We start from the raw sequence: 22,953 nt of genomic DNA on the forward strand, positions 1-22,953 counted from the left end.
ACGCAACGTCACATGTCCTCATCGATGACGAATCTGTTTCTCAAGGTATGCGCGGCGGGGCTCGTCGCGGCTTCGGTGGCGTCGGCGGGCGTGCAGGCGGCCGAGTTGCACGTCATGAGCTCGGGTGGTTTCACCGCCGCGTACAAGCTGCTCGGTCCGAAATTCACCGCCGCGAGCGGCAACACGCTCGACACGGCGCTCGGCCCGTCGATGGGCAAATCGCCCGAGGCCATTCCCAACCGGCTCGAACGCGGCGAGCCCGCCGACGCCGTCATCATGGTCGGCTACGCGCTCGACGAACTGATCAAGGCCGGCAAGGTCGTGCCCGGATCGCGCGTCGAACTGGCGGATTCGCGCATCGGCGTGGTCGTGCGCGACGGCGCGGCGAAGCCCGATGTCGAATCAGTCGAAGGGCTCAAGGAAACACTGCTGCGGGCTAAATCGGTCGCGTACTCCGACAGTGCGAGCGGCGTGTATATCGAGCGCGAGTTGTTCAAGCGGCTCGGCATCGAGGAGCAGATGAAGCAGAAGGCGAAGATGATTCCGCGCATTCCCGTCGCCTCCGTGGTGGCGAGCGGCGACTACGAAATCGGCTTTCAGCAGGTCAGCGAACTCCTGCCGGTGAAGGGCGCGACTTTCGTCGGCAAGATTCCCGAGTCCTTGCAGTCGGTCACGCGTTTTGCCGCCGGGATTCCTGTCGGCGCGCAGCATCCGAAGGAGGCGAAAGCGCTGCTCGACTATCTCGCTTCACCCGAGGTTCAGCCGGAAGTGAAGGCGACCGGTCTCGATTCCGTCACTTCGCACTGATCCGCCTCACGGTCATTCGGTGGCCGCGTCGGCGTTTTGCGGGGCGGCGGCATGCAGCATCGCCCTGAAGCGCGTGCGGTCGCACGCGCCTTCCCACATCGACACGAAGATCACGGCGCACGCGTTGCTGATCACGCTCGTCAACGCGCGCGCCTCCGACATGAAGCGGTCGATGCCCACCAGCAGCGCCACGCCGGCGACGGGCAGGTCGGGAATCACCGTCAAGGTCGCGACCAGCGCCACCAGTCCGCTTCCGGAGACGCCCGCCGCCCCTTTCGACGTGATCAGCATGACGGCGAGCATCGTCGCGATCTGCGCGGCCGAGAGCTGCACGTCGCACGCCTGCGCGATGAACACGGACGCGAGCGTCAGATAGATCGCGGTGCCGTCGAGGTTGAACGAATAGCCCGCGGGCAGCACGAGCCCGACGATGCCCCTGTCGCAGCCGAGCGCCTCCAGCTTGCCGATCAGGCGCGGCAGGACCGGTTCCGTCGACGACGTCGCAAGGACGATCACGAGTTCCTCGCGCAGATAGCGCAACAGACGCCACAGCGCGAAGCCGTGCAGTCGCGCGAGCGGCGCGAGCACCAGCATGACGAACAGGATGCATGCCACGTAGAACGACGCCATCAGCATGCCCAGCGAGCCGACCGAGCGGATGCCGAAGCGCCCCACCGTAAAGGCCATCGCGCCGAATGCGCCGATCGGCGCGAGCCGCATGATCATCGAGAGGATGCGAAAGAGCGCGTGCGCGATGCCGTCGATGAACGCCAGCACCGGTTTGCCCGCGCGCGGTTGCAAGTTCAGCGCGAAGCCGAAGAGCAGCGAGAGCAGGAGAATCGGCAGCACTTCACCTTTTTCGAACGCGCCGAGCATCGTCTCGGGGATGATGCCGAGCGCGAACTCGACGAGTCCGTGCGGCTGTGAGCGTTTGACATATTGCGAGAGGATGCCCGTGTCGAGATGACGCACGTCGATATGCATGCCCGCACCCGGATGCAGCACATAGGCGGTCGCGAGCCCGAGCACGAGCGCGATCGCCGTCAGGAAGTAGAAGAGCGCGAGCGCCTTCAGGATCGTTCGTCCGATGGCCGCGCCGCTCGCCAGCGACGTGATGCCCGAGACGATCGTGCAGAAGACGATCGGCCCGATCATCATCCGCACCAGCGCGACGAACGCGTCGCTGACTGGCTTGAGCAGCGCCCCCGTCTGCGGCCAGATATGGCCGAGCGCCATGCCGAGCACCATCCCCAGCAGGACCTGCACGTAGAGCAGCCGGAGCGGCCAGGGCAGGCTCACGATGCGTCACCGTCGCCGCTCTCGCCCTTGCCGGCGCCGCTGCGCTTCATCTCCATGACTTCGCGGTAGAACTGCTGCGCCGCCGGCGTGAGCGCTCTGCCGCGCCGCCGCACGATGCCCACGCGCCGCCGCACCACCGGATCGACCAGGGGCACGCTCGTCAGGACCGGATGATCGCGCCCGGGCATGGCCATCGACGGAACCGCCGCGACGCCGAGCCCGGCTTCGATCAGGCCGAGCATCGTCGTGACGTGGCGCGTTTCGCACACGCTCGGCGCGCGCGGCGCGACGGCCGACAACGCCTGATCGAGCAGGAGACGATTGCCAGAAGTCTTGTCGACGGATACGTACTCGTGCTCATAGAGCTCGTTCCAGGTGACGCGCTTCTTGCGCGCGAGCGGATGGTCGCGCCGGCAGGCGGCGACGAAACGTTCCTGCAACAGCACCTTGAATTCGATCTCCGGTTCCTGCGTGCCGAGGAAGCTCACGCCGAAATCCGCCTCGCCGCTCATGACGGTGCTGAGCACCTCGTTGGCGCTGGAGTCCAGCAGCTTGACCCGGATGCGCGGATAGCGGCGATGGTAGCTCGCGACCACGTTGGGCAGAAAGTAATAGGCGACCGACGGCACGCACGCGATGGTCACATGGCCGAGACGGCTCGACGATACGTCGCGGATGCCGAGCAGCGCGACATCGAGATCGTCGAGCAATTGCTCGGCGCTCGGCGCGAACACGCGGCCGACCGTGGTGAGCGTCACACTGCGCGTGGTGCGGTCGAAGAGGCGTACGCCGAGCGCATCCTCCAGTTTTTCGATCCGGCGGCTCAACGCGGGCTGGGAGATGTTGACCGCATCCGCCGCCTTGCGAAAGCTACCCAGCTCGACGACCGCCCGAAACGCCTGCAAATCATTCAGATCGAAATTGACGCCCACGAGGCGCTCCTTGCCGTTACCCATTGAACCGGCGTATTTTGCATGAGTTTGCGGCTCGCTACGGAGGCACCATGACGAACCTCTACGAAAGTTGGCAAGAGCAGATCCAGCAGGATCTGAATGCGCGCGTGAAGGCGCATCAGCATGCGGTGCGGCAGGCGAACGCGCTGCGCGTTCAGACCGGCGGACCCGCGCCGCTCATCCTGCTCGGCGATGGCGATTCCTGGTTCGACTACCCGCTGCCCGATCCGCTCCACGCCACCGACGTGCTCGAAGCCCTGCGCACCGCGGGCACACCCACGCCGATGATCCTCAAGCTCGCGCATTACAGCGACGCGACCACGACGCTGCTCGGCGTGACCAGGCGCAACCGTCTAATCGACCAGTTGAACGACCCGGCCAACGGACCGATCGATGCGTTGCTGTTTTCCGGCGGCGGCAACGACGTGGTCGGCGACCAGTTCCGCTTCTGGCTCAACGACGCGAGCGCCGTCGGCAACGACCCCGCACGGGGCGTCGACGATCAGCGGCTCGCCCATATCTTCGGCGTGGTCGAAAGCGCCTATCTCGATCTGATCCGCATCCGCGATCAGTTCGCGCCTCACGCGCCGATCTTCGTGCATGCCTACGATTTCGCGCTCCCCACCGGCATGTCGGCCTGCCATCTCGCGGGACCGTGGCTGCGTCCTTCGCTCGTCGACCGGGGCTGGCCCGACTTTGCGCCGGGCGCGCTGATTGTGAAGACGATCCTCGTCGAATTCCGCGCGATGCTGCAGCGGCTCGCGAGCGTCCCCGCCCACGATATGGTGCTGGTCGAGACGCAGGGCACGCTCGACGCGAACGACTGGGCCAACGAACTGCACCCGACCGGCGCCGGCTTCGCCGCCATCGCCGCCCGCTTCAGGGCCGCGCTCGCCACGCGTTTCGCGCACCGCATATGAGTGCGGCGCGCGTTCCGCATCACACCATCGAGGCCAGTGTTCTGGGCTGCGTCAGCATCGCGGGATGAAGGATTTCGTCGAGTTGCGCCTGGCTCAGCAGTCCCTTTTCGATCACGATCTGCGCGACACTCCTGCCGGACGCGAGCGCTTCCTTCGCGACTTCCGTCGAGTGCGTGTAGCCGATGTACGGATTGAGCGCCGTCACGATGCCGATCGAGCTCTCGATGATCGCGCGCAGCCGCTCCCGGTTCGCGCTGATGCCGTCGACGCATTTCGAGGCGAGCGTGAGGCATCCTGCCCGCAGGTGCGCGACGCTCTTGAACAGACTGTGCGCGATGATCGGCTCGAACGCGTTGAGCTGAAGCTGGCCGGCTTCGGCGGCGAAACTCACGGTCACATCGTTTCCGATGACTTCGAACGCGATCTGGTTGACGACTTCCGGAATCACCGGGTTCACTTTGCCCGGCATGATGCTGGAGCCGGCCTGCACGGGCGGCAAATTGATTTCGCCGAGACCCGCGCGCGGCCCGCTCGCAAGCAGGCGAAGATCGTTGCAGGTCTTCGAGAGCTTGATCGCGACGCGCTTCAGCACGCCCGAAAGCTGCACGAATGCGCCGACATCCTGGGTCGCTTCGACGAGATTCGGCGACGTCGTGAGCGTGATGCCCGTTACTTCGCTCAAGTGCCGGCATGCGAGGCGCGCGTAGTCCGGATGCGTGTTGATGCCCGTGCCGATCGCAGTCGCCCCCAGATTGATCTCGCAGATCAGCCCGGCCGCTTCCATGAGCCGCGCTTCGTCTTCGCCGAGCATCACAGCGAAGGTGCTGAACTCCTGGCCGAGCGTCATCGGCACCGCGTCCTGAAGCTGCGTGCGGCCCATTTTGAGGTCGCTGGCGAATTCCTGCGCCTTGCGTTCGAACGACGCGCGCAGCACGGCCATCGCTTCGACGAGCTGCACGATGCCCGCGTAGGTGGCGATCTTCAGCGCGGTCGGATAGACGTCGTTGGTGCTCTGGCCGAGATTCACGTCTTCGTTCGGATGAAGCACGCCATATTCGCCGCGCTGATGCCCGAGATGTTCGAGCGCGAGATTGGCGATGACCTCGTTCGCGTTCATGTTGGTCGACGTGCCCGCGCCGCCCTGGATGACATCGACCACGAAATGCTCGTGCGCCGTGCCCGAGCGCACTTGCCTGCACGCCTGCACGATGGCCTGCATCTTCACTTCGCTCAGCAGCCCAAGATCGTGATTCGCGAGCGCCGCGGCTTCCTTCACGCTCGCCAGTGCGTTGACGAGATTCGGATAGACCGAGATGGGAATGCCCGTGATCGGGAAATTTTCCAGCGCGCGCAGCGTATGCACGCCGTAGTACGCCGTGGCGGGCACGGCGAGATCGCCGAGAAGGTCGTGTTCGATACGTTCAGTTATGTTAAGCATGGGTTTCTCTCGGGTTCTGGATGATTCGATCGGGCAGATCGGCTAGTTGACTCGGTTGACTTCCAGAGGCGCCAACTCCGCCGCCGAAGTCGCATACGCGACGCACTGTTTCGCGAGCACATCGGTCGGATCGACTGTGCGCACGCGCGCGCCGTTCGCGCCGACGACATGCGTCTCGCGCAGCAGAAGCGGCAGTTCCGTGCAGCCGAGAATGACCACCTCGACGCCCTCGGCGATGAGACCATCGATCGCGGCGGCGATATCTTTCTGACACTGTCCGGTCGTGAAGCCGGCTTTCACGCCCTCTTTGCCGTAGATCGCATCCATCACGCGCGCCTGCAAGGCCGGGCCGGGCACGACCTGCCGCAAGCCTTGCGATGCGAGCGCCTGTTCGTAGACGCCGCTTGCGATCGTGCCGGACGTCGCGAGCAAACCGACCGAGCGCAGCGACGGGAACGTCTCGCGCAGATAGCGCACCGTCACCGTCAGCATATTGACGATCGGTATGCCGAGATACGGCTGGATGCGCTCGACATACGCGTGCGCCGTGTTGCATGGAATCGCGATGAGATCCGCGCCGCCCGTTTCGAGCTTCTTGCAGGTCGCATAGAGCGAGACGGTCGGATCGGGTCCGTCGCCGATCAGGTTCTCCGTGCGGTCCGGTATCTGCGGGTTTTGTTCGACGAGCAGCTTGATGTGATCCTGGTCGCGTTTCGCGGGCGTGGCGCGCACGATCTTGTGGATGAAATCCACCGTGGCCGCCGGCCCGACGCCGCCCACCACGCCAACCTTGAAGATCGTCGCGGGCGAGTCGTACTGACCGGACACGACATACTGCGCATAAGCGAGATTCGAATCGACGAGCGGAACGCGCAACCTGCCCAGCTCGTCGGCAACGAGGGCGATCTCGGTGAGCCCCGGCACGATCACATTGGCGCCTTGCGCGATGAGATCCTCGCATGCCGCGCGCAACAGCTCGACCGGACGGCCGCGCAGATTGCCGCTCTTGACGCCATCGGCGCCATAGACGGCTTCGGTGACGAGATCGACGCCGTCGCTCATGCGCGGATGGATCACCTCGAACTCGGGCGCCGCGAAATACTTTTCGAACAACTGCCTGCGACGCGTATAGCCGGACGCGAGCACGCCCACGCGGCGAACCGTCGGAAACTTTCTGCGCACGTGGCTGCGGACCGCGTCGATCATGTCGACGATCTGCAGCGGCGAATTCACCTTCAGTTCGTCGATGAACGTGTGACTCAGAAAGCACGGCAGCACGACCGTCGTGACGCCACGCTTCTCGAAGTTGCCGATCAGATCGAAGATATACAGTTTGCGCTGCGTCAGCGTCTCGCTCTCGGCATCCGCACTACGAAACGGCTGCTGCTCGAAGATCGCGTCGAAGTGCTCGGCATCGCGCGTGGCGGGCGTCGATTTGATCAGCTTGAAGAATACGTCCGCGCTCCCGAGCGGACCGAGTCCGCCCACCACGCCGAGTTTGCGCATGAGCGCGCCGTCCGTGCCGTTCATTTCGTCTCGCCTTCCATTTGACCGAACGAAGGCGCGCTCATCACCGCGCGGCGCTCCTGCCGCGCGGCGCGCTTGCCTTCCCACTTCGCGATGGCCGCGGTTGCGATGCTGTTGCCGATCACGTTGGTCGCGGTGCGCCCCATGTCGAGAATCTGGTCGATCGCGAGCACGAGCACGACGCCCGAGGGCGGCAGATGGAACATCGGCGCCACGGCCGCGACGACCACCACCGAGCCGCGCGCGACGCCGGCCATGCCCTTGCTGCTCACCATCAGCACGAGCAGCATCACGATCTGCGTGCCGATCGGCATGTCGATACCGAACGCCTGGGCGATGAAAATCGCCGCGAACGCCTGATACATCATCGAGCCGTCGAGATTGAATGCGTACCCGAGCGGCAACGTGAACCCGACCACTTTCTTGTCGACGCCGAATTCCTCCAGCTTCTCGGTCAGGCGCGGATAGGCGGCTTCGCTGCTGGCCGTGGAGAACGCGAGCATCGCGGGCTCGCGGATCGACTTGAGCAGAGCCCAGACCGGCTTGCCGAGGAACGCGTAACCGGCGAGGATCAGCGCGCCCCACAACAGCGCGAGCCCGACATAGAAGCTCGCGACGAGCTTGCCGTACGTGGTGAGCACATCGAGTCCATGCACCGTGATCGCCGATGCGAGCGCGCCGAACACGCCGATGGGCGCGAGGCGCATCACGTAGTCGGTCAGCTTCAGCATCGCGGGCACGAGTCCTTCCACGCCGGCGATCAGCGGAGCCACGCGCGGGTCCGACTTGATCACGCTCAGCACGATGCCGAACATCACGGAGAACACGAGAATCTGCAGGATGTCGTTGCGCGCCATCGCATCGATCACGCTCGTGGGAAACGCGTGCGTCACGAAGTCCTTGAAGTTCAGGCCGGAGGTGTTGAGGCCGGTGGCGACATCGGCGCTCGTCTGCGTCATGTGCAGGCCCGCGCCCGGTTGCAGCAGATTCGCGAGCACGAGTCCGAGCGCGAGCGAAAAGAGCGACGCGCACACGAACCACGCGATCGAGCGCAAGCCGATCCGGCGCACATCGCTCGTGCCTTCCATGCCGGCGAGACCCGATACGAGCGTCGCGAAGACGAGCGGCGCGATGATCATCTTCACCAGTCGCAGGAAGATATCCGTGACGATGGAAAAGTACCCGGCGATAACCTTGGCCTGCTCGGCATCCGCCGCCGTGCGATGACAGACGTAGCCGACAGCCACGCCGAGCACCATGCCGGCGAGGATATAAAGGGTGAGGCGATTCTTCATGTGTCTCCGTCCTGGGATGACGCACGAACGGTCGGTCGCGACCATCGTGCGTTCTGAATGGCTGGCGCATCGAAGCTCGACACGCCGCTTTTTTGTGTCAGGACGGAATCTTAGGGAAGGCAGAAAAAACGTGAATGCCAGTGCTGCATATGGCTATGCAAGTTTCGCATAACGTCGGACGGCGCTATTCGGCCGGGCCCGACGAAGCGTGAAGATGCCGCCAGATCGTATCGAGCAAGTCGTTGCGATTGCTGAGGTCGCGGTACACGCGCAGCTCAAGCGCCAGTTGCCAATCGGACTGGCCGGCGGCAACGAGCGCGCCGGCATCGAGTTCGGCTGCGATCGAGCTTTTCGGCAGCCATGCGACGCCCTCGCCTTCGAGAACCAGCTTCTTCACGACTTCGGCCATATCGGATTCGTAATGCAGCCGTAATGCGGGCGATACATTCGCTTGCTCCATCAACGACGCGAAGCAGCGCCCGAAATAACTCGTCTCCGTATAGGCGATGTACGGCATCGGACGATCTTTCGCGCCCGGCAGACGGTAGGTTGGCGCGAGCCGCTGATTGGGCTTGCAGACCGGCATGAACGTATCGACGCCGACGGTCACGTACTCGTACTTCTGCGGATCGAGATGCAGCGGCAAGCGCGGATGGTGATACGCGAACATCAACTCGCAGTTGCCGTTGACGAGCATGAGAATCGAATCGTGCACGTTCGCCGGAATCACCCGCGCGCGCACTTCGCCGACCTGCTTCGCGAGCGTTCGGAGCCAGGCGGGCAAAAAATTGAGCGCGATGGTATGGTCCGCCGCGATCTGCAGGCTCGTGCCCGCGATGCGCTGCTCGGTGCGGATGATGGCGCGCGTATCGAAGAGCTTGTCGAGAATGTCTTCGGCGGCATCGCGAAACAGTTGGCCCGCTGGTGTAAGGGTCGGTGGAAAGCCGCTGCGATCGACGAGATCGGCGCCGACCCAGTGTTCGAGCGACTGGATTCGCCTGCTGAATCCGGATTGCGTGACGTTGCGAAATTCCGCCGCACGCGAGAAGCTTTGATAGCGGGCGAGCGCGATGAAGTCCTCGATCCACTTGATTTCCATGAGCCATCCGTCTGCTGATGGCGACGAATGGGCTCGCCGCCACGAGGCGGAAATTCTACGCCTGCTTGCTGCGCGAGATCCGGCTTCACGCGTGCGGCTTGCAAATTATGCCGATCGGTCTGTCGGCGCGCATGATTCAGGTCGTCGTTACCGCATTCGCGTTTTCTGTCAGCGATGAGTTTTGAATTGCGAAGCCATCTGCGAGAGCGATGCCATAAAATGAGTTCCGCTGTGACCGCGTCAGGGTCGCCGACCAGCGCCGGGTTGTTCCGCCGCCGCTCCTCAAAAGTGGTCAAGTAAGGAAGGGTCATGGACAGTCCAATCACCATCGCCGGCACGCCGATGGACGCCTATCATGTGTGCGCGTTTTTCAATAGCCGCGATGAGGAATACGACGCGCTGAATCCGTTCTACAAACAGGCGGTAGAGAACGGAGAAAAGAACTTTCATATCGTCGATCCCGCGAATCTCGCCGACCACAAGGCCCGGCTAGCGGATGCGGGCATGGACGTGCACGCATGCGAAGCGTGCGGACAGCTGGAAGTCATCACATGGCCCGAAGCCTATCTGGATGACGAAGGCAAGTTCGACAAGGATCGCATGCTCGCACTGGTGGACCGGCTCACCGGCTCCGGACGCGACAAGGGTTTCACCCAGCTTCGCATCATGGGAAATATGGACTGGGCGTTTGGCGAAACCCCGAACGCACCGGAACTCATGGCGTATGAAGCCGAAGTCAACGAGATCATCGAGCGCAACCGTCAACCCGCCGTGTGCGTCTACGATATGGCCAAACTCTCGGGCGCCATGCTCATGGATGTCTTGCGCACGCATCCGCTGACCCTCATCAATGGAATCGTCCAGGAGAATCCGTTCTTCATCCGGCCATCGGAAATGATCAAGGAACTGGAATCCCGCAAAAGACGGGCGGAGGCCTGAGTTGCTTATCGAACCAGTAGAGCCATCGCGACAGAAGAATGGACATCGACCGATTCAGCGGTGAAAGTGCGGAGCACGCGCTCAGGGACCTGATGGGTTTGCTGGCGCTTCCGGCACTCTGGGCGGGTGGCGACGGCAAGGCGATCGTCGGCTTGATGACGCAGGCGATCGAACGGATCGTTCCGCTGGACATCTGCTATGTCGATGTTCCCTTGCTGCCGGCAGTCGCGCCGTTCGTGCAGATGCGCATGTACGGCCGCACTGTCGCGGCGGATGCTTCGCCGGCATGGCAGGAAACGATAGCCCGATGGCACCGGCTCCCGATCGGAACCCGGGTCAGTCTGTGCGACACGCCCGCCGGCCCGATGCGCATGATCCGGCTGAGCATGGGCTTCAGCTCCGGGCAAGGCAGCGTGTGGTTCGGGGCCGCGGCTTCGACGTTCCCGACACTCAACGAGATCGCCTTCCTGCGCGCGGCCACCTCGCAGGCCGCGACAGGCATTCAGGCCGCCAGAGCAGCACACGAGCGCGAAGAGGCGAACCGGGCGAAGGATGAATTTCTCGCCATGCTCGGCCATGAATTGCGTAACCCGCTTGCACCTATTTCCACCGCGTTGGCGTTGATCCGGCGCGAACGCGGCGATGTCGCCGACCGCTACCACGAAATCATCGAGCGCCAGGTTGCGCATCTGTCTCGTCTCGTCGAAGACTTGCTGGACGTCAGCCGCATCACGCGGGGAAAGATCGAGCTCAAGCGCGAGAGCCTGCGTATCAGTTCCGTCATCACGCGTGCGGTCGAGGCGGCCAGCCCGCTGGTGGAACAGCGCAATCAGCGGCTCACTGTGGCCTTGTCCGACGATGGCACGCAGATATTCGGCGATCTCACACGTCTGACGCAGGCGTTCAGCAACCTGCTTAACAATGCAGCCAAATACACGGACATCGGCGGCGAGATTCGCGTCGAGGCTAGAACGACGCCCGGCCATGTCGCGGTCTTCATCCAGGACAACGGAGCGGGCATCAGCGCGGAATTGATGCCCAAGCTCTTCAGGATCTTCGAGCAGGGGCGCACGACGATCGACCGGTCGAAAGGCGGTCTGGGCATCGGCCTGGCGCTCGTGAAGAATCTGGTGGAACTGCATGGAGGCACTGTCGATGCGAGCAGTGACGGCCCCGGCACAGGCGCGACGTTCACGGTGACACTGCCGCTTGCAACACGCGCAGAGATCGCGGGTTCGCAGAATTCGCCGTTACCCTCCGCTTCGGTGACGTCGAGCCAGGCCGGATTGCGCGTTCTGCTGGTCGACGACAACGTCGATGGTCTTCTCTCGATGGAAGCGTTCCTGACGGAACTCGGCTTCGAGGTCGCAACCGCTCTGGATCCGTTTCAGGCTCTGGACATCGCGGCGCGCTTCTCGCCTGCCGTCGCCGTTCTCGACATTGGCCTGCCCGGCATGGACGGATACGAACTGGCGCTCGCCTTGCGCGCGCAACCGCAGCACGCGGCACTCCGCCTGTTCGCGCTCACGGGCTATGGTCATTCCGAAGACGTGAAGCGGGCGCATGCGGCCGGCTTCGAACGACATTTCGTGAAGCCTGTCGTATTGCCCGATTTAATTCGTGTGCTGAACGACAATCAGTAAGGATCGCTAAGCTGGCGGTAACGCCTATTTCTTTTTCGCGACGCTCGTGGAGCCTGAAGTCTTCGGGACCGGAACCTTGAACGGCTCGGCGACTGGAGAGGTCAGCTTTTTCGCTTGTTTGGGTTTTTTTGCCTCGCGATTACTTCGCATCTGACCTTTTGCCATTTCACACCCCCGTCTGGCGACCACGGAAAGGGTCGCTCCTCGCTCATTCTGGGCGCATTTTCGGTTGCTGTCGCGATCTATTTGATGAATCGACGATTCTTCTTGCTTTGTTCCGGCATGGAGCGCACGCTCGCCCACACGCCCTTCTACTTCGGACATCGACATGCTAAAGCGAACCTCGGCCGATTCGGCTACACACTTCAAAAAGCAGGACCTCACGGCCACGCAGAAGAGTCGCGCCGAAGCCTTGCGGCAGGCCGAAACCGACCGCGCGGAAAAGCGACTCCAGGATGATGCGCGTATCGACGTGCACGCCGCGAAGTGGCGTTACGTTTCGCCGAAGGGTTAGATTTCTATCGCCTCAGCCTCGCGGCCTGACGCCTGGCGTGGGCCGATCCGCCTTCATAGGCTTCGTCCTCGGTCTCGAAGCGCAGATGGCTGTCGTAGCGAATCTCGCTGACGTTCGGGCCGCTCAGATCGACGTCGACGCACGCATAGGTGAAGCCACCCGCAGCAAGCGGTTGAACCACAACATGGAATTCATGGCTTCCAACTTTCAACATGCGTGACATCGAGAACTCCAGTGGTGGCGGATCATCGTATCACGCGAGCATGGACCAGCAGATAGACGGAGACGCTGCCGGCGTCGCACGAGGACCGGCCGGCAGAGAGAGGCGCGTTAAAGCGGCGTGATGTTCGCCGCCTGCAAGCCCTTGGGACCGTTTTTCGTTTCGTAGCTGACTTTTTGATTTTCGGCGAGCGTCTTGAAACCCTCGCCGCGAATCTCCGAAAAATGCGCGAACAGATCATCGCCGCCGCTGTCGGGCGTGATGAATCCGAATCCCTTGCTGTCGTTGAACCACTTGACGGTGCCGGTATCCATGAAACTCTCCTGAAAAAGGACGAACAAACGAGACCGCCGCAATAGAGGTCCCGGAATAAAGGATCAAGGAGGGAGAGGACAACGAACACCGCAGGGCTGCGGTTAATGATGAGCAGCAATCGCGCTTCTTGAAGGCTTCATCAGGAAAATTACGCTTTGGCTGGAAAACCGTCAAGCTATTTCGGATGCGCAAAGAAATGGTGAAATCACCAATGGCACGAATGCGTTATCACTTAGCATTCCTACTATCTAAACGAGATCGAGAACGATAATTGCGGGTGCCAGCCAGTTTTGCAGGTATAGTGAAGCTCCAATCAGGAGTAGACGATCATGCCAGCATTCCCGCCTCTCCTCTACAAAGGGTTCGAACTTCATCCCCTTGTGTTCTCGCGCGCATTCGACCGCTTCGACAGGCATTCGCGCTACGCCGAAGGTTACGACGTCGCGGTTCGCATCTGTCGCCCGGTCGCATCGGGTGAGACCAGCACGAGCCGCGTGTTCAAGATGGACCGGCAAGACGTGTTCGCGGACTTCGGCATTGCCCGGCGCGCTGCCCGTCAGCGCGGTGAAGACATCATCGATGGAAAGGTCGAGGGCGCTTCCGTCGTCGATATGTGAGGCTAACGCTTCCTCGAAATACCGCGTTTGCCTTCGAAGAGTTCACGCTGTCGGGCCAGGCCTTCTCCCACTACATCGAAGAAGGCGCGCACGCGCGCGGTCTTTCTCAGATCGGCATGCGTGACGATCCACAATTCGCCTTCCAGTTCGGCGACCGGATTCGCGGCCACGCGCGCAACGCCCGTGTCGCTGTCGCCGAGATAGCACGGCAAGAGCGCAAGGCCGACGCCCGCGCGCGCCGCGATCAACTGATTCACCAGACTGTTGGTCCGGTACACGACCGACGCCGAAGCCGCGTTGAGCGCGAGCCATTGCGCCGCGCGAATGCCTGAGGCCGCTTCGTCCCAGCCGATCAACGCGTGACCGTCGAGCTTCTGGCTGCGCGAAAGCGCCCCTTTCTCCGCGACATACGACGGCGCGGCGTACCAGCCCCACGCGACGCCCGCAAGCTTTTTGCCCCACAGCTCGCCCTCTTTCGGCCGAACCGGACGCAACGCGATATCCGCTTCGCGCCGCGCCAGACTGAGCACGCGATTTTCGATCGACAACTCGACGACGATGCCGGGATGCGCCCGGCGAAATGCCGCGAGATGCGTGGTGAGCTGGCTATACGCGAGCGTCTCGGACGACGTGACGCGCAAGCGCCCGCTGAGCCGGTGATCGCCGCCGACGACATCGCGGCCCAGCGCCAGAAATTCATCCTCCATTCGCTCGGCGCCGGCCGCGATACGCGCGCCGGCCTCGGTCGGCTGATACACGCCGCCAGGCAAACGCTCGAACAGACGCGCGCCGAGCTGCGTTTCGAGCGCCTTTAAACGGCGATAGGCCGTCGAATGATCGATGCCCAGCGTTTCGGATGCGGCAGTGAGACTGCCGTCACGCTGAATGGCGAGCACGAGTCGGAGTTCGTTCCAGTCTTCCATGCGTCGAGGCTAATACGGCGCTTGCATCGCTGCAAGCATGGTTTTCACCATGACAATGGACTTGCACGCGTGCAATCACTACTCTGCCGTTATCCGAACGCATCAAACGGGAGATCCTCCATGAAGCTCCATGAAACATCGACACTCACGCTCGTCAGTCATCCGCTTTGTCCTTACGTGCAGCGCGCCGCCATCGTGCTGGCGGAGAAAGGCGCCGGATTCGAGAAACGTTATGTCGATCTGGCGAACCGGCCGGAGTGGTTCGACGCGCTTTCGCCGCTCGGGAAAGTGCCGTTGCTGATGATCGCGCGTGATGGCCACGAGGACGCCGTGCTCTTCGAAAGCGCCGTCATCTGCGAATATCTCGACGAAACCCAACCGGGCCGCGCGCTGCTTCCTCGCGATGCGCTCGAACGCGCGCGGCATCGCGGATGGATCGAGTTCGGTTCGTCGATACTTGCCGAGATCTGGAAGCTGGAAATCGCCACCGATGCGCCGACGTATCACGCTCAAGTCAAGGCATTGGCGCAGCGCTTCGCGACGGTCGAGCGCGTGTTGGGCGCGGGGCCGTGGTTCGCAGGCGGCGAATTCGGCATGGTCGACGCCGTGTTCGCGCCGATCTTCCGCTACTTCGAGGTATTCGATGAACTCGCCGATCTTCACGTGTTCGCCGATACGCCGAAAGTCACCGCATGGCGAGACGCACTCGCGGCACGCCCGAGCGTGATCGGCGCGGTGCCTGCCGACTACGCACAGCGCTTGCGCACGTTCCTGCATAGTCGCGACGCGTACCTGCTTCGCGAAAGCACGGAGAGAACGATATGAGCCAGAGTCTGGGCTGGCTGCTGCTCATCCTGTCCGGATTGCTCGATGTCGCGTGGGCCGTTTCGATGAAGCTCACGCAAGGCTATACGCGGCCCGGCTGGACAGCGCTGTCGATCGTGTTGCTCGCGGCCTTCGTCTATCTGCTCGGCAAGGTATTGACCGTGTTGCCCGTGGGCAGCGCATACGCGGTGTGGACCGGCATCGGCGCGTTGGGAACCGTGCTGCTCGGCGTCGTGCTGTTCGGCGAGACCGTGAGCGCGCTGCGGGTTGTCGGTGCGGTATTGGTCATCGCCGGAATTGCGGCATTGAAGCAGGCGCCCGCCTGACGCGAGCAATCAACAGCCCTCGTGGCCCTCATGCGGCGTCTTGAGATACGCCTCCAGGAACGCGACGAACACCCTCACCTTCGCCGACAGATTCAAACGCTCCGGATAAATCGCGTAGATATCCGCGGACGGCAGAGCCCAGTCCACGAGCACGCGTTCGAGCGACTGTGTGTTCAGATACGGCTGGACATCCCATTCGGAACGAACGAGTACACCGTGTCCTTCGAGCGCCCAACGCAGGGTGGCTTCGCCATCGTTGCTGCTCATCGAACCATGCACTTTCACCATCTCGTGCCGCTTGCCTTTGGTGAAGTGCCATGTTCCATAGGCCGTGTCGTTTTCTCTCAGGACGATGCAGGCATGGCCGCGCAGATCACCCGGCGTTTCGGGAACGCCGTGCGCTTTCAGATACGCGGGAGATGCGCACACGAAACGCCGGTTGGACGCCAGCTTCTTGCCGACGACACGCATGTCGGGCAATTCGCCAAAGCGGATGCCTACATCGAACGCGAATTCGGCCAGATTCATGGGCCGGTCGGTCAGATCCAGTTGCACTTCGACATCCGGATATTGCCGGCGAAACTTCGACAACGCGGGAACGATGTATCGGCGGCCAAAGCCGAAGGTCGCGTTCACTTTCAAAAGACCTTGAGGTAGATCGCGACTGCTCGACACCATTCTCTCGAGCTCACGAACCTGCTCCAGCAGCTTCGTGCCGGTGCTCAGATACAACTCGCCCTCCTGCGTCATCGCGAGCCGTCGCGTCGTTCTGTTGAGCAGCTTCACGCCGAGTCGCCGTTCCAGTTGGCTCAGGCGCAGACTGATCGATGGAGGCGTCACGCCCAGTTCACGCGCCAGCGCGGACAGGCTTCCCTGAGTGACTAATCGGCCGAAGAACTCGAGGTCTGATATCGCGTCCATTTATAAGCCTATCTTAAGAATAGGTTAAGTCATGCCGTATTTTACGGAAACAAGGACGCAATTACACTCTCTTCAACGCTCGGACAAGCGAGCGCCCCCAGTACCGGAGAGAGACAAATGGCACGGACGCTTTATCAGAAGATCGTGGATAGCCACACGGTCTTGCGCGTCGATGAGCAGCACGTCGCGCTGTATGCCGATCTGCACATCATGAACGAGTACACGAGTCCGCAGGCATTCGCGGGGCTCGCCGAGAAGAACCTGCCCGTGCGCTGCCCCGAAAAGCAGATGGGCATCGTCGATCACGTCATTCCGACGCATCCCGTCGCCGTCGACAAGCGAACCATCTTCATCGACGCCGCCGCCAATCAGGCCGCCAACTTCACACGTAACTGCCAGAAACACGGCATTCATCTGTTCAATGTCAAAGACCGCGAACAAGGTATCGAGCACGTCGTGGCGCCCGAGATCGGCCTGATTCGTCCGGGCATGGTGGTGCTGTGCGGCGACAGCCACACGACGACTTATGGCGCGCTTGGCGCGCTCGGCTTCGGCATCGGAACGTCGGAAGTCGAGCACGTGCTTGCAACGCAGACGCTGGTCTATCGCGTGGCCCGCGACATGCACATCGTCGTGGACGGTACGTTGCCGGCGGGTACGACGTCGAAAGACCTCGTGCTTTACATCATCTCGAAGATCGGCGCACAAGGCGCTCGCGGATTCGCGGTCGAATACTCCGGAACGGGGATCGAGTCGCTGTCTGCGGAAGCGCGCATGACGCTCTGCAACATGACCGTCGAAGCCGGCGCGCGCGGCGCTCTAATCGCGCCCGACGCGACGACGCTCCGTTACGTGGCCGAGCGCATCAAGGACCTTTCGCAAGCCGAAATCACCGCCGCAACACACGCGTGGCTCGAACTGAAGTCCGACGCGGACGCCGTGTTCGATGTCACGCACCGGTTCGACGCGCAGGACGTTGCGCCGTTCGTCACCTGGGGCACCAGTCCCGACCAGGCCATTCCGGTTACCGCGCGCATCCCGGGCCTTCCCGAAGAGCCGGTCGAAGGCAGGAACGCAGCGAAGGCATTGGACTACATGGGTCTCGACGCCGGCCAGGCCATCGACGGTCTCGCCATCGATCATGTGTTCATCGGTTCATGCACCAACGCGCGTATCGAGGATCTTCGCGCGGTCGCCGATGTCGTGCGTGGCCGCAAGGTCGCTTCTTCGGTTCGGGCCATGGTCGTACCAGGCTCCGGCATGGTGCGTGAGCAGGCCGAACGCGAAGGCATCGCCGGGGTGTTGATCGAAGCAGGTTTCGAATGGCGTCAGCCGGGCTGCTCGATGTGCCTCGCAATGAACGACGACATTCTCGAACCGGGCCAGCGTTGCGCCTCGACCACCAACCGAAACTTCGAAGGGCGGCAAGGTCGCGGCGCCCGCACGCATCTGATGAGCCCTGCCATGGCCGCGGCTGCCGCGCTCGCAGGCCATATCGTCGACGTACGCAAGGAGTTGGCTCATGTCTAAGAACACTTCGCTCACGGGCGTTGCCGCGCCGCTGCCGCTGAACAATCTCGACACCGACCAGATCATGCCGAAGCAGTTTCTGTTCGGTATCGACAAGTCAGGACTCGCGCGGGGTGTTCTATACGACCTGCGTACGAACGCGGCCACAGGCACGCCCCGACCCGACTTCGTGTTGAATCGCCCCGAATACCAAGGTGCGCGCATTTTGATAACGGGCGCGAACTTCGGCTGTGGTTCCAGCCGCGAACACGCCGTGTGGGGTTTGCAGCAGGCGGGCTTCGATGCAGTCATCGCGCCGAGCTTCGGTGAAATCTTCTACTTCAATGCGCTGAACAACCGCCTGTTGTTGATCATGCTCGAACCGCACATCATCGCGGAGCTGACCGCGCTCGCCAGCGACCCGGCGACGAGCACGTTGACCATCGATGTCGAGAAGCAACGCGTCCTCACAGCGGACGGCGCAACGAAATACGCGTTCGAGTTGCCCGCCCGGCAGAAGCACATGTTCATCGAAGGGCTGGACATGATCGGCATGACGCTGAGCGATAGCGATGCCATCGGCGCATTCGAAGCGAAGCATTACGCCGCGCATCCGTGGATGAAGATCGACCTTCCGAAACAGCAAAAAGCAGCTCGATAAGAGACGCGCCAAGCGTCCATTCCCAAGGGCCTCTCACGGCCCGCAGAGCCCGCAATCCATCAGGAGACAATCATGGAAACCTCTTCCGTGCGCGCATGCAATGCGCCGTCGGGATTCCTCGCGAGAATCAATAACGTCAACATCGGCGGAATGCCGGTCGCGATGTTCGCCGCGCTCGCGCTCGTGACCATACTGGCAGCCGTCACGAAGAAGCTTCCGAACGACATGATCGGTGGCTTCGCCGTTCTCATGCTTTCCGGACTTTTGCTGGGAGAGATCGGAAGCAGAATTCCGCTATTCAGGCATATCGGCGGTCCCGCGATTCTCTGCCTGTTCGTGCCCTCCGCGCTGCTCGGATACAAGTTGATGGATGACGCCTCGCTCAAGGCCATCACTACGACGATGAAGACGGCGAATCTTCAGTACCTGTATATCGCGTGTCTCGTGGCTGGCAGCATTCTCGGCATGAACCGGAAGATCCTCATCGAAGGCTTTCTGAAGATGTTCGTGCCATTGCTGATTGGCACCATCACGGCAATCGCGGCGGGCGTCCTCGTCGGCCTGATGTTCGGCTACGATCCGAAGCATGTGTTCTTCTATATCGTGATACCGATTCTCGGCGGCGGCATTGGCGAGGGCATTCTTCCGCTTTCCATCGGGTATTCGGAAATCACGGGTGCGGCGCAAGGCCACCTGATTGCGATGATGGTTCCCGCCGCGCTGATCGGCAACGTCGTTGCGATTCTCGGCAGCGGTATTCTGAAACGCTTCGGCGAGAAGTATCGCCAATACAGCGGCGACGGCACGCTCGTCAGGACCGGCGAAGATCAGGCGCTGCTCAAGACGCAGAAGACCGAAGCGGCGCTGGACCTGAGGTTGATGGGCTTCGGTTTGCTCCTCGGCTGCACCCTCTTCATTCTCGGCGCGCTGCTATCACCCATGACGGGTATTCCCGGTCCGGTGCTGATGATCATTGCCGCCGCCGTATTGAAGCTATTCAAGGCAATTCCGGAATCGATGGAAGTCGGCGCGTATCAGATGTACAAGTTCATGTCGACGAACCTGACCTTCGCCATTCTCGTCGGACTGGGCACGCTGTTCGTGTCGTGGGACAAGCTGGTAGGCGCGTTCTCGCCGGCATACTTCGTCATTTGCGCGGCGACCGTCGTCGCGATGATCATCTCGGGCTTCTTTGTAGGCGCGTGGCTGAAGATGTACCCGGTCGAATCCGCGATCATCACCGCGTGTCATAGCGGCCTTGGCGGTACCGGCGACGTGGCGATTCTGTCTTCGTCGAATCGTATGGGTCTGATGCCCTTCGCGCAGATTTCCACGCGCATCGGCGGCGCCGGGATGGTCGTCTTCGCCACGCTGATGATGAAGTGGTTTTCCTGAAGCCGCACTAGCCGACCGCACGTTGCAGCGTACGCTGGCGGCCAAGGTGCAGGACCATCACACTGAAGATGATGAGTACGAGCGCCGCGAACTCCAGCAGACCGAACTTCTCTCCAACCGCCCAACCGATGATCAGCGCGACGGCCGGCGCCATATAAGTGGCGCCGGACGACGCCACCGCGCCGAACTTTTCGAGGAGGTAGTAATACAGGAAGAAGGAAACGCCGGTCCCGAGAACTCCGCCTCCCATCACCAGGCCGACGGCGGCCAATGGATCGTGGAGGATGTTCGTCACTCCGCCGAAATCGGTGACGGCCGCAAGAACCACGACCGCGATGCCCATCTGCCAGGTTGCCAGTGCGAGCGGAGCCAGTCCCGATGGCGACAGGAATGCGCGTACATAAACATAAGAAAGTCCGAGCACGAGTGAACTGGTCAGCAGCCAGCAAACACCTGCGAACTCGATCGAACCGGCCGCGCCTTCCCATGGCCGCGCGATCAACGTGATGCCAACGAAGCCGAGTAGAACGCCTATGGCCATCGTGCTGTTCATCTTCTCTGTTCTCAGGAAGAAGACAGAGAAAATCGCCGTGAAAAGCGTGGCCGCGTTGCCTAACACGGCGGCGATTCCAGACGGAAGCAGTGCTGTTCCTTTGGTGATCGCGAAATAATAGAACGCGGTCGCAACGAACCCCATCACGATGAAATGATGTAGGTAACGCAATTGATCGAAGCGGATAACCTTCCTTCGCCAGGCAACGAAAGCCAGCGGAAGAAAGCCGAAGAATACGCGCAGGAAGGCTATCTGCATCGGGCTGATCGAAGACGACGCCCACTTCATGTAGATAAAGTTCGATCCCCAGAAGAGACCGAGCAGGACGAACGCAAGCCGCGCAAGCTTCATGTCGATGCTATTCCACGTACGTCATGACGAATGGCGGCGCCGGGACGGCAATAGGCCGGGATGATCCCGGCCTCGCGAATCACTCCTGAAGCCATGCCTTCACTTTCTCGGGATGCGAATCGACGAACTTCTTCGCCGCCGCATTCCAGTCGTTCGTTGCATTGCCGTCGAGTTCGATCGCTTCGACATCGGACAGGGTCAGCTTGTAATGCCGTATGAACGTGTTCGCGCGCGGATACTTCTGCGCGAATTGCTTCGAAGCGAACCCACGGATTTGCTCGTCACCGCCCAGCACGCCTTTGGGGTCCTTCAAATAGCGCATCTTGTACTTTTGCCACAGCCAATGCGGGCTCCATACCGTCGCGACGATCCAGCTCTTCGACTGATACGCGCGCGAGACCGCTGTCAGCATGCCCGCCTCGCTCGCCCGGATCAGGTTGTAACCCGCAAGGTCGTAGTCCTTCATCGCCTTTTCCGACGCGACCATTTCGCCTGCGCCCGGTTCGATGCCCTGAATCGTGGCGTTCAGCTTGCTCTTGACCTCGGGCTTGTTGAGATCGGCAATCGAAGAGACCTCGCTCTCGGGCACATAGTCCGGCACCGCCCAGCCGATCTTCGCGCCCGTATAGATCACGCCCAGGTCGTCCATCTCGTTCTTGAAGCGCGCGTAGTACGCCGCGTGCGTGACCGGAAGCCATGCGCCGAGCATCAGATCGACGTCGCCGCGAGCGACCCCCTGAAACTGGATGCCCAGATCGGCGACGATCAGCGTCACGGGCTGCTGCAGCTTCGTTTCCAGCACGTACTTCGCCGTGTACGTGACCGCTTGCGTATCGGCCCAGTTGGCCAGAGAGATCTTGATCGGATCGGCGGCGCTGGCGGACATCGCGAAAGTAACGGTCGAAACCGCCATGCCAACGTTCAGGATGAAGCGTACGGCGGAGGAATTCTTCATGTCAGGTTCCCTGTGTTCTTATCGCGATGGTGACAACGAAACGAGCTTGGATGCGTACGATCTAATCTTCCGAGGGTTGAAAAAAACGGAGCGCGAAATACGCGCCAGGATTTGGCGCTTGAGTATTCGAGTGCATAAAAGCGATGTCAACGTGATTTGTTTTCACCGCCGCATTACTTTAAGTTATGCGTGAAGAGGCGTCGATCACGTCTCGTTCACGTACTGCCGGCGCGCATAAAAGCGCTGCATCTCGTGGTCCTGCGGACGCACGCCGGTGAAAACCTCGACGAACTCCGGAATGCGCTTCATGCGCGTCGCGAATTCCTCGTTCGGCCGCGTCGCCGCATAGCCGACCTGCGTGAGATAGGTCGTGCGTGCTCGCACATCCGCCACGGCCGGCTCATAGCCGAAGCGCACGAACGTCGCGGTCAGCACTTCGATGCGTCTCGCATCGTCCGTCTGGATGAGTCGCGTGATGTCAGGAGATTGCTGCGCCCAGTTGCGGATCGCGGCTTCGAAACGGGTGTCGAAAAGCGCATCGTCGAACCAGCAATCGAACACGTTGAGCATCGCTTCGCAGATGCTGTCCGCATACGCGTCGTTGCGGCTGATCCAGTTGCCGGTGTTCTTCTCTTCCCAGCGCGCGATGAGCGCATCGAGCAGTTCTTCCCGATCGCGGAAAAACCAGTAAAAGCTCGTTCGTGCGAGATTCAGTTTCTTGGCGAGCGCAAGCACGCGAACCGAATCGACGCCGCCTTCCAGCAGACTTTCGTATGCGCAATCCAGCCACATGTCGGCTGAGCCGCGAACGGTCTCAACTGTCTGATCCATACCGTTCCTTTCGTGTGATGGTTTCGCGAATCGACGACCGCGATTCCTTTTTGCTTTGACTCACTGTACACCATTGTCGCGATACTTGACACCTGTGTACATACGACCTACTCTGAG

26 protein-coding genes are annotated in these 22,953 nt (G+C 61.8%); 12 read left to right on the plus strand and 14 right to left on the minus strand.

Features of this window, described 5'->3' with window-relative positions; translation table 11 throughout:
* Positions 1 to 24 precede the first annotated feature (24 nt).
* Entirely contained in the window at positions 25 to 807 is a 783-nt protein-coding gene (locus tag AWB80_RS29510; protein WP_061178326.1) for a substrate-binding domain-containing protein, read from the plus strand.
* Positions 808 to 819: 12 nt separating this feature from the next.
* Here AWB80_RS29510 and dctA read toward each other — a convergent pair whose 3' ends face one another.
* Complete coding sequence (gene dctA / locus AWB80_RS29515) at positions 820 to 2,106, minus strand: C4-dicarboxylate transporter DctA (protein WP_061178230.1); 1,287 nt, start codon at positions 2,104 to 2,106, stop codon at positions 820 to 822.
* A complete protein-coding gene (locus AWB80_RS29520; RefSeq protein WP_061178325.1) occupies positions 2,103 to 3,038 on the minus strand; it encodes a LysR family transcriptional regulator in 936 nt (311 codons plus the stop codon). Before AWB80_RS29520 ends, dctA begins: the two co-directional genes overlap by 4 nt.
* Positions 3,039 to 3,109: 71 nt before the next feature.
* Here AWB80_RS29520 and AWB80_RS29525 point away from each other — a divergent pair, with 71 nt between their 5' ends.
* Positions 3,110 to 3,979, plus strand: coding sequence for a hypothetical protein (locus AWB80_RS29525; RefSeq protein ID WP_061178231.1), 870 nt, complete (start codon positions 3,110 to 3,112; stop codon positions 3,977 to 3,979).
* Positions 3,980 to 3,998: 19 nt separating this feature from the next.
* Here the strand turns inward: AWB80_RS29525 and aspA are convergent, their stop codons facing one another.
* The 4 genes from aspA to AWB80_RS29545 all read right to left on the minus strand — a co-directional run bounded on the left by aspA (position 3,999) and on the right by AWB80_RS29545 (position 9,338).
* Entirely contained in the window at positions 3,999 to 5,417 is a 1,419-nt protein-coding gene (gene aspA / locus AWB80_RS29530; protein ID WP_061178232.1) for an aspartate ammonia-lyase, read from the minus strand.
* Positions 5,418 to 5,459: 42 nt separating this feature from the next.
* Positions 5,460 to 6,947, minus strand: a complete 1,488-nt coding sequence (cuyB, locus tag AWB80_RS29535; protein ID WP_061178233.1) for a cysteate racemase — start codon at positions 6,945 to 6,947, stop codon at positions 5,460 to 5,462.
* Positions 6,944 to 8,239, minus strand: coding sequence for a dicarboxylate/amino acid:cation symporter (locus AWB80_RS29540; protein WP_061178234.1), 1,296 nt, complete (start codon positions 8,237 to 8,239; stop codon positions 6,944 to 6,946). The genes cuyB and AWB80_RS29540 overlap by 4 nt, the downstream gene beginning before the upstream one ends.
* Before the next feature lie 184 nt (positions 8,240 to 8,423).
* Complete coding sequence (locus tag AWB80_RS29545) at positions 8,424 to 9,338, minus strand: LysR substrate-binding domain-containing protein (RefSeq protein ID WP_061178235.1); 915 nt, start codon at positions 9,336 to 9,338, stop codon at positions 8,424 to 8,426.
* 309 nt (positions 9,339 to 9,647) lie between these two features.
* On the opposite strand from AWB80_RS29545, the gene AWB80_RS29550 reads away from it, so the two are divergent.
* Entirely contained in the window at positions 9,648 to 10,277 is a 630-nt protein-coding gene (locus AWB80_RS29550; protein ID WP_061178236.1) for an MEDS domain-containing protein, read from the plus strand.
* A 38-nt stretch (positions 10,278 to 10,315) separates the two neighbouring features.
* Positions 10,316 to 11,920 (plus strand): hybrid sensor histidine kinase/response regulator, encoded by a 1,605-nt coding sequence (locus AWB80_RS29555; protein ID WP_061178237.1) that lies wholly within the window; start codon positions 10,316 to 10,318, stop codon positions 11,918 to 11,920.
* Positions 11,921 to 11,944: 24 nt separating this feature from the next.
* Here the strand turns inward: AWB80_RS29555 and AWB80_RS43540 are convergent, their stop codons facing one another.
* Positions 11,945 to 12,250 carry a hypothetical protein gene (locus AWB80_RS43540; protein ID WP_143328156.1) on the minus strand — a complete coding sequence of 102 codons (306 nt, stop codon included), beginning with the start codon at positions 12,248 to 12,250 and terminating at the stop codon, positions 11,945 to 11,947.
* Between AWB80_RS43540 and AWB80_RS29560 the strand changes: the two genes are divergently transcribed.
* A complete protein-coding gene (locus tag AWB80_RS29560) occupies positions 12,249 to 12,434 on the plus strand; it encodes a hypothetical protein (RefSeq protein WP_061178238.1) in 186 nt (61 codons plus the stop codon). The two genes, AWB80_RS43540 and AWB80_RS29560, sit on opposite strands and share 2 nt — an antisense overlap.
* A 4-nt stretch (positions 12,435 to 12,438) precedes the next feature.
* Here the strand turns inward: AWB80_RS29560 and AWB80_RS43545 are convergent, their stop codons facing one another.
* Positions 12,439 to 12,648, minus strand: coding sequence for a hypothetical protein (locus tag AWB80_RS43545; RefSeq protein ID WP_143328157.1), 210 nt, complete (start codon positions 12,646 to 12,648; stop codon positions 12,439 to 12,441).
* A gap of 116 nt (positions 12,649 to 12,764) precedes the next feature.
* Entirely contained in the window at positions 12,765 to 12,968 is a 204-nt protein-coding gene (locus AWB80_RS29570) for a cold-shock protein (RefSeq protein ID WP_061178240.1), read from the minus strand.
* Between the two features lie 330 nt (positions 12,969 to 13,298).
* Here AWB80_RS29570 and AWB80_RS29575 point away from each other — a divergent pair, with 330 nt between their 5' ends.
* On the plus strand, positions 13,299 to 13,586 hold the full coding sequence (locus tag AWB80_RS29575; protein ID WP_061178241.1) for a hypothetical protein: 288 nt from the start codon (positions 13,299 to 13,301) through the stop codon (positions 13,584 to 13,586).
* Between the two features lie 2 nt (positions 13,587 to 13,588).
* Here the strand turns inward: AWB80_RS29575 and AWB80_RS29580 are convergent, their stop codons facing one another.
* Entirely contained in the window at positions 13,589 to 14,509 is a 921-nt protein-coding gene (locus AWB80_RS29580; RefSeq protein ID WP_061178242.1) for a LysR family transcriptional regulator, read from the minus strand.
* A gap of 120 nt (positions 14,510 to 14,629) precedes the next feature.
* Here AWB80_RS29580 and AWB80_RS29585 point away from each other — a divergent pair, with 120 nt between their 5' ends.
* Together AWB80_RS29585 and AWB80_RS29590 are read left to right on the plus strand one after the other, a co-directional pair.
* Complete coding sequence (locus AWB80_RS29585; protein WP_061178243.1) at positions 14,630 to 15,334, plus strand: glutathione S-transferase family protein; 705 nt, start codon at positions 14,630 to 14,632, stop codon at positions 15,332 to 15,334.
* Positions 15,331 to 15,660 (plus strand): DMT family transporter, encoded by a 330-nt coding sequence (locus AWB80_RS29590; protein WP_061178244.1) that lies wholly within the window; start codon positions 15,331 to 15,333, stop codon positions 15,658 to 15,660. Before AWB80_RS29585 ends, AWB80_RS29590 begins: the two co-directional genes overlap by 4 nt.
* 9 nt (positions 15,661 to 15,669) lie before the next feature.
* Here the strand turns inward: AWB80_RS29590 and AWB80_RS29595 are convergent, their stop codons facing one another.
* Entirely contained in the window at positions 15,670 to 16,581 is a 912-nt protein-coding gene (locus AWB80_RS29595) for a LysR substrate-binding domain-containing protein (protein WP_061178245.1), read from the minus strand.
* Positions 16,582 to 16,698: 117 nt separating this feature from the next.
* Between AWB80_RS29595 and leuC the strand changes: the two genes are divergently transcribed.
* The 3 genes from leuC to AWB80_RS29610 all read left to right on the plus strand — a co-directional run bounded on the left by leuC (position 16,699) and on the right by AWB80_RS29610 (position 20,146).
* Entirely contained in the window at positions 16,699 to 18,111 is a 1,413-nt protein-coding gene (gene leuC, locus AWB80_RS29600) for a 3-isopropylmalate dehydratase large subunit (RefSeq protein WP_061178246.1), read from the plus strand.
* A complete protein-coding gene (gene leuD / locus AWB80_RS29605) occupies positions 18,104 to 18,751 on the plus strand; it encodes a 3-isopropylmalate dehydratase small subunit (protein ID WP_061178247.1) in 648 nt (215 codons plus the stop codon). The genes leuC and leuD overlap by 8 nt, the downstream gene beginning before the upstream one ends.
* A 72-nt stretch (positions 18,752 to 18,823) precedes the next feature.
* A complete protein-coding gene (locus AWB80_RS29610; protein ID WP_061178248.1) occupies positions 18,824 to 20,146 on the plus strand; it encodes a 2-hydroxycarboxylate transporter family protein in 1,323 nt (440 codons plus the stop codon).
* A gap of 7 nt (positions 20,147 to 20,153) precedes the next feature.
* On the opposite strand, the gene AWB80_RS29615 is transcribed toward AWB80_RS29610, so the two are convergent.
* Complete coding sequence (locus tag AWB80_RS29615; protein ID WP_061178249.1) at positions 20,154 to 21,050, minus strand: DMT family transporter; 897 nt, start codon at positions 21,048 to 21,050, stop codon at positions 20,154 to 20,156.
* 79 nt (positions 21,051 to 21,129) lie between these two features.
* Positions 21,130 to 22,005: a glycine betaine ABC transporter substrate-binding protein gene (locus AWB80_RS29620; protein ID WP_087131681.1), complete on the minus strand. Its 876-nt coding sequence runs from the start codon at positions 22,003 to 22,005 to the stop codon at positions 21,130 to 21,132.
* On the opposite strand from AWB80_RS29620, the gene AWB80_RS44655 reads away from it, so the two are divergent.
* Entirely contained in the window at positions 22,004 to 22,198 is a 195-nt protein-coding gene (locus AWB80_RS44655) for a hypothetical protein (RefSeq protein ID WP_208635706.1), read from the plus strand. The genes AWB80_RS29620 and AWB80_RS44655 overlap by 2 nt on opposite strands.
* 11 nt (positions 22,199 to 22,209) lie before the next feature.
* On the opposite strand, the gene AWB80_RS29625 is transcribed toward AWB80_RS44655, so the two are convergent.
* Complete coding sequence (locus tag AWB80_RS29625) at positions 22,210 to 22,836, minus strand: TetR/AcrR family transcriptional regulator (RefSeq protein ID WP_061178250.1); 627 nt, start codon at positions 22,834 to 22,836, stop codon at positions 22,210 to 22,212.
* Positions 22,837 to 22,953: the final 117 nt, after the last annotated feature.

The sequence above is a fragment of the Caballeronia pedi genome (assembly GCF_001544915.2).
Lineage (GTDB): Bacteria > Pseudomonadota > Gammaproteobacteria > Burkholderiales > Burkholderiaceae > Caballeronia > Caballeronia pedi.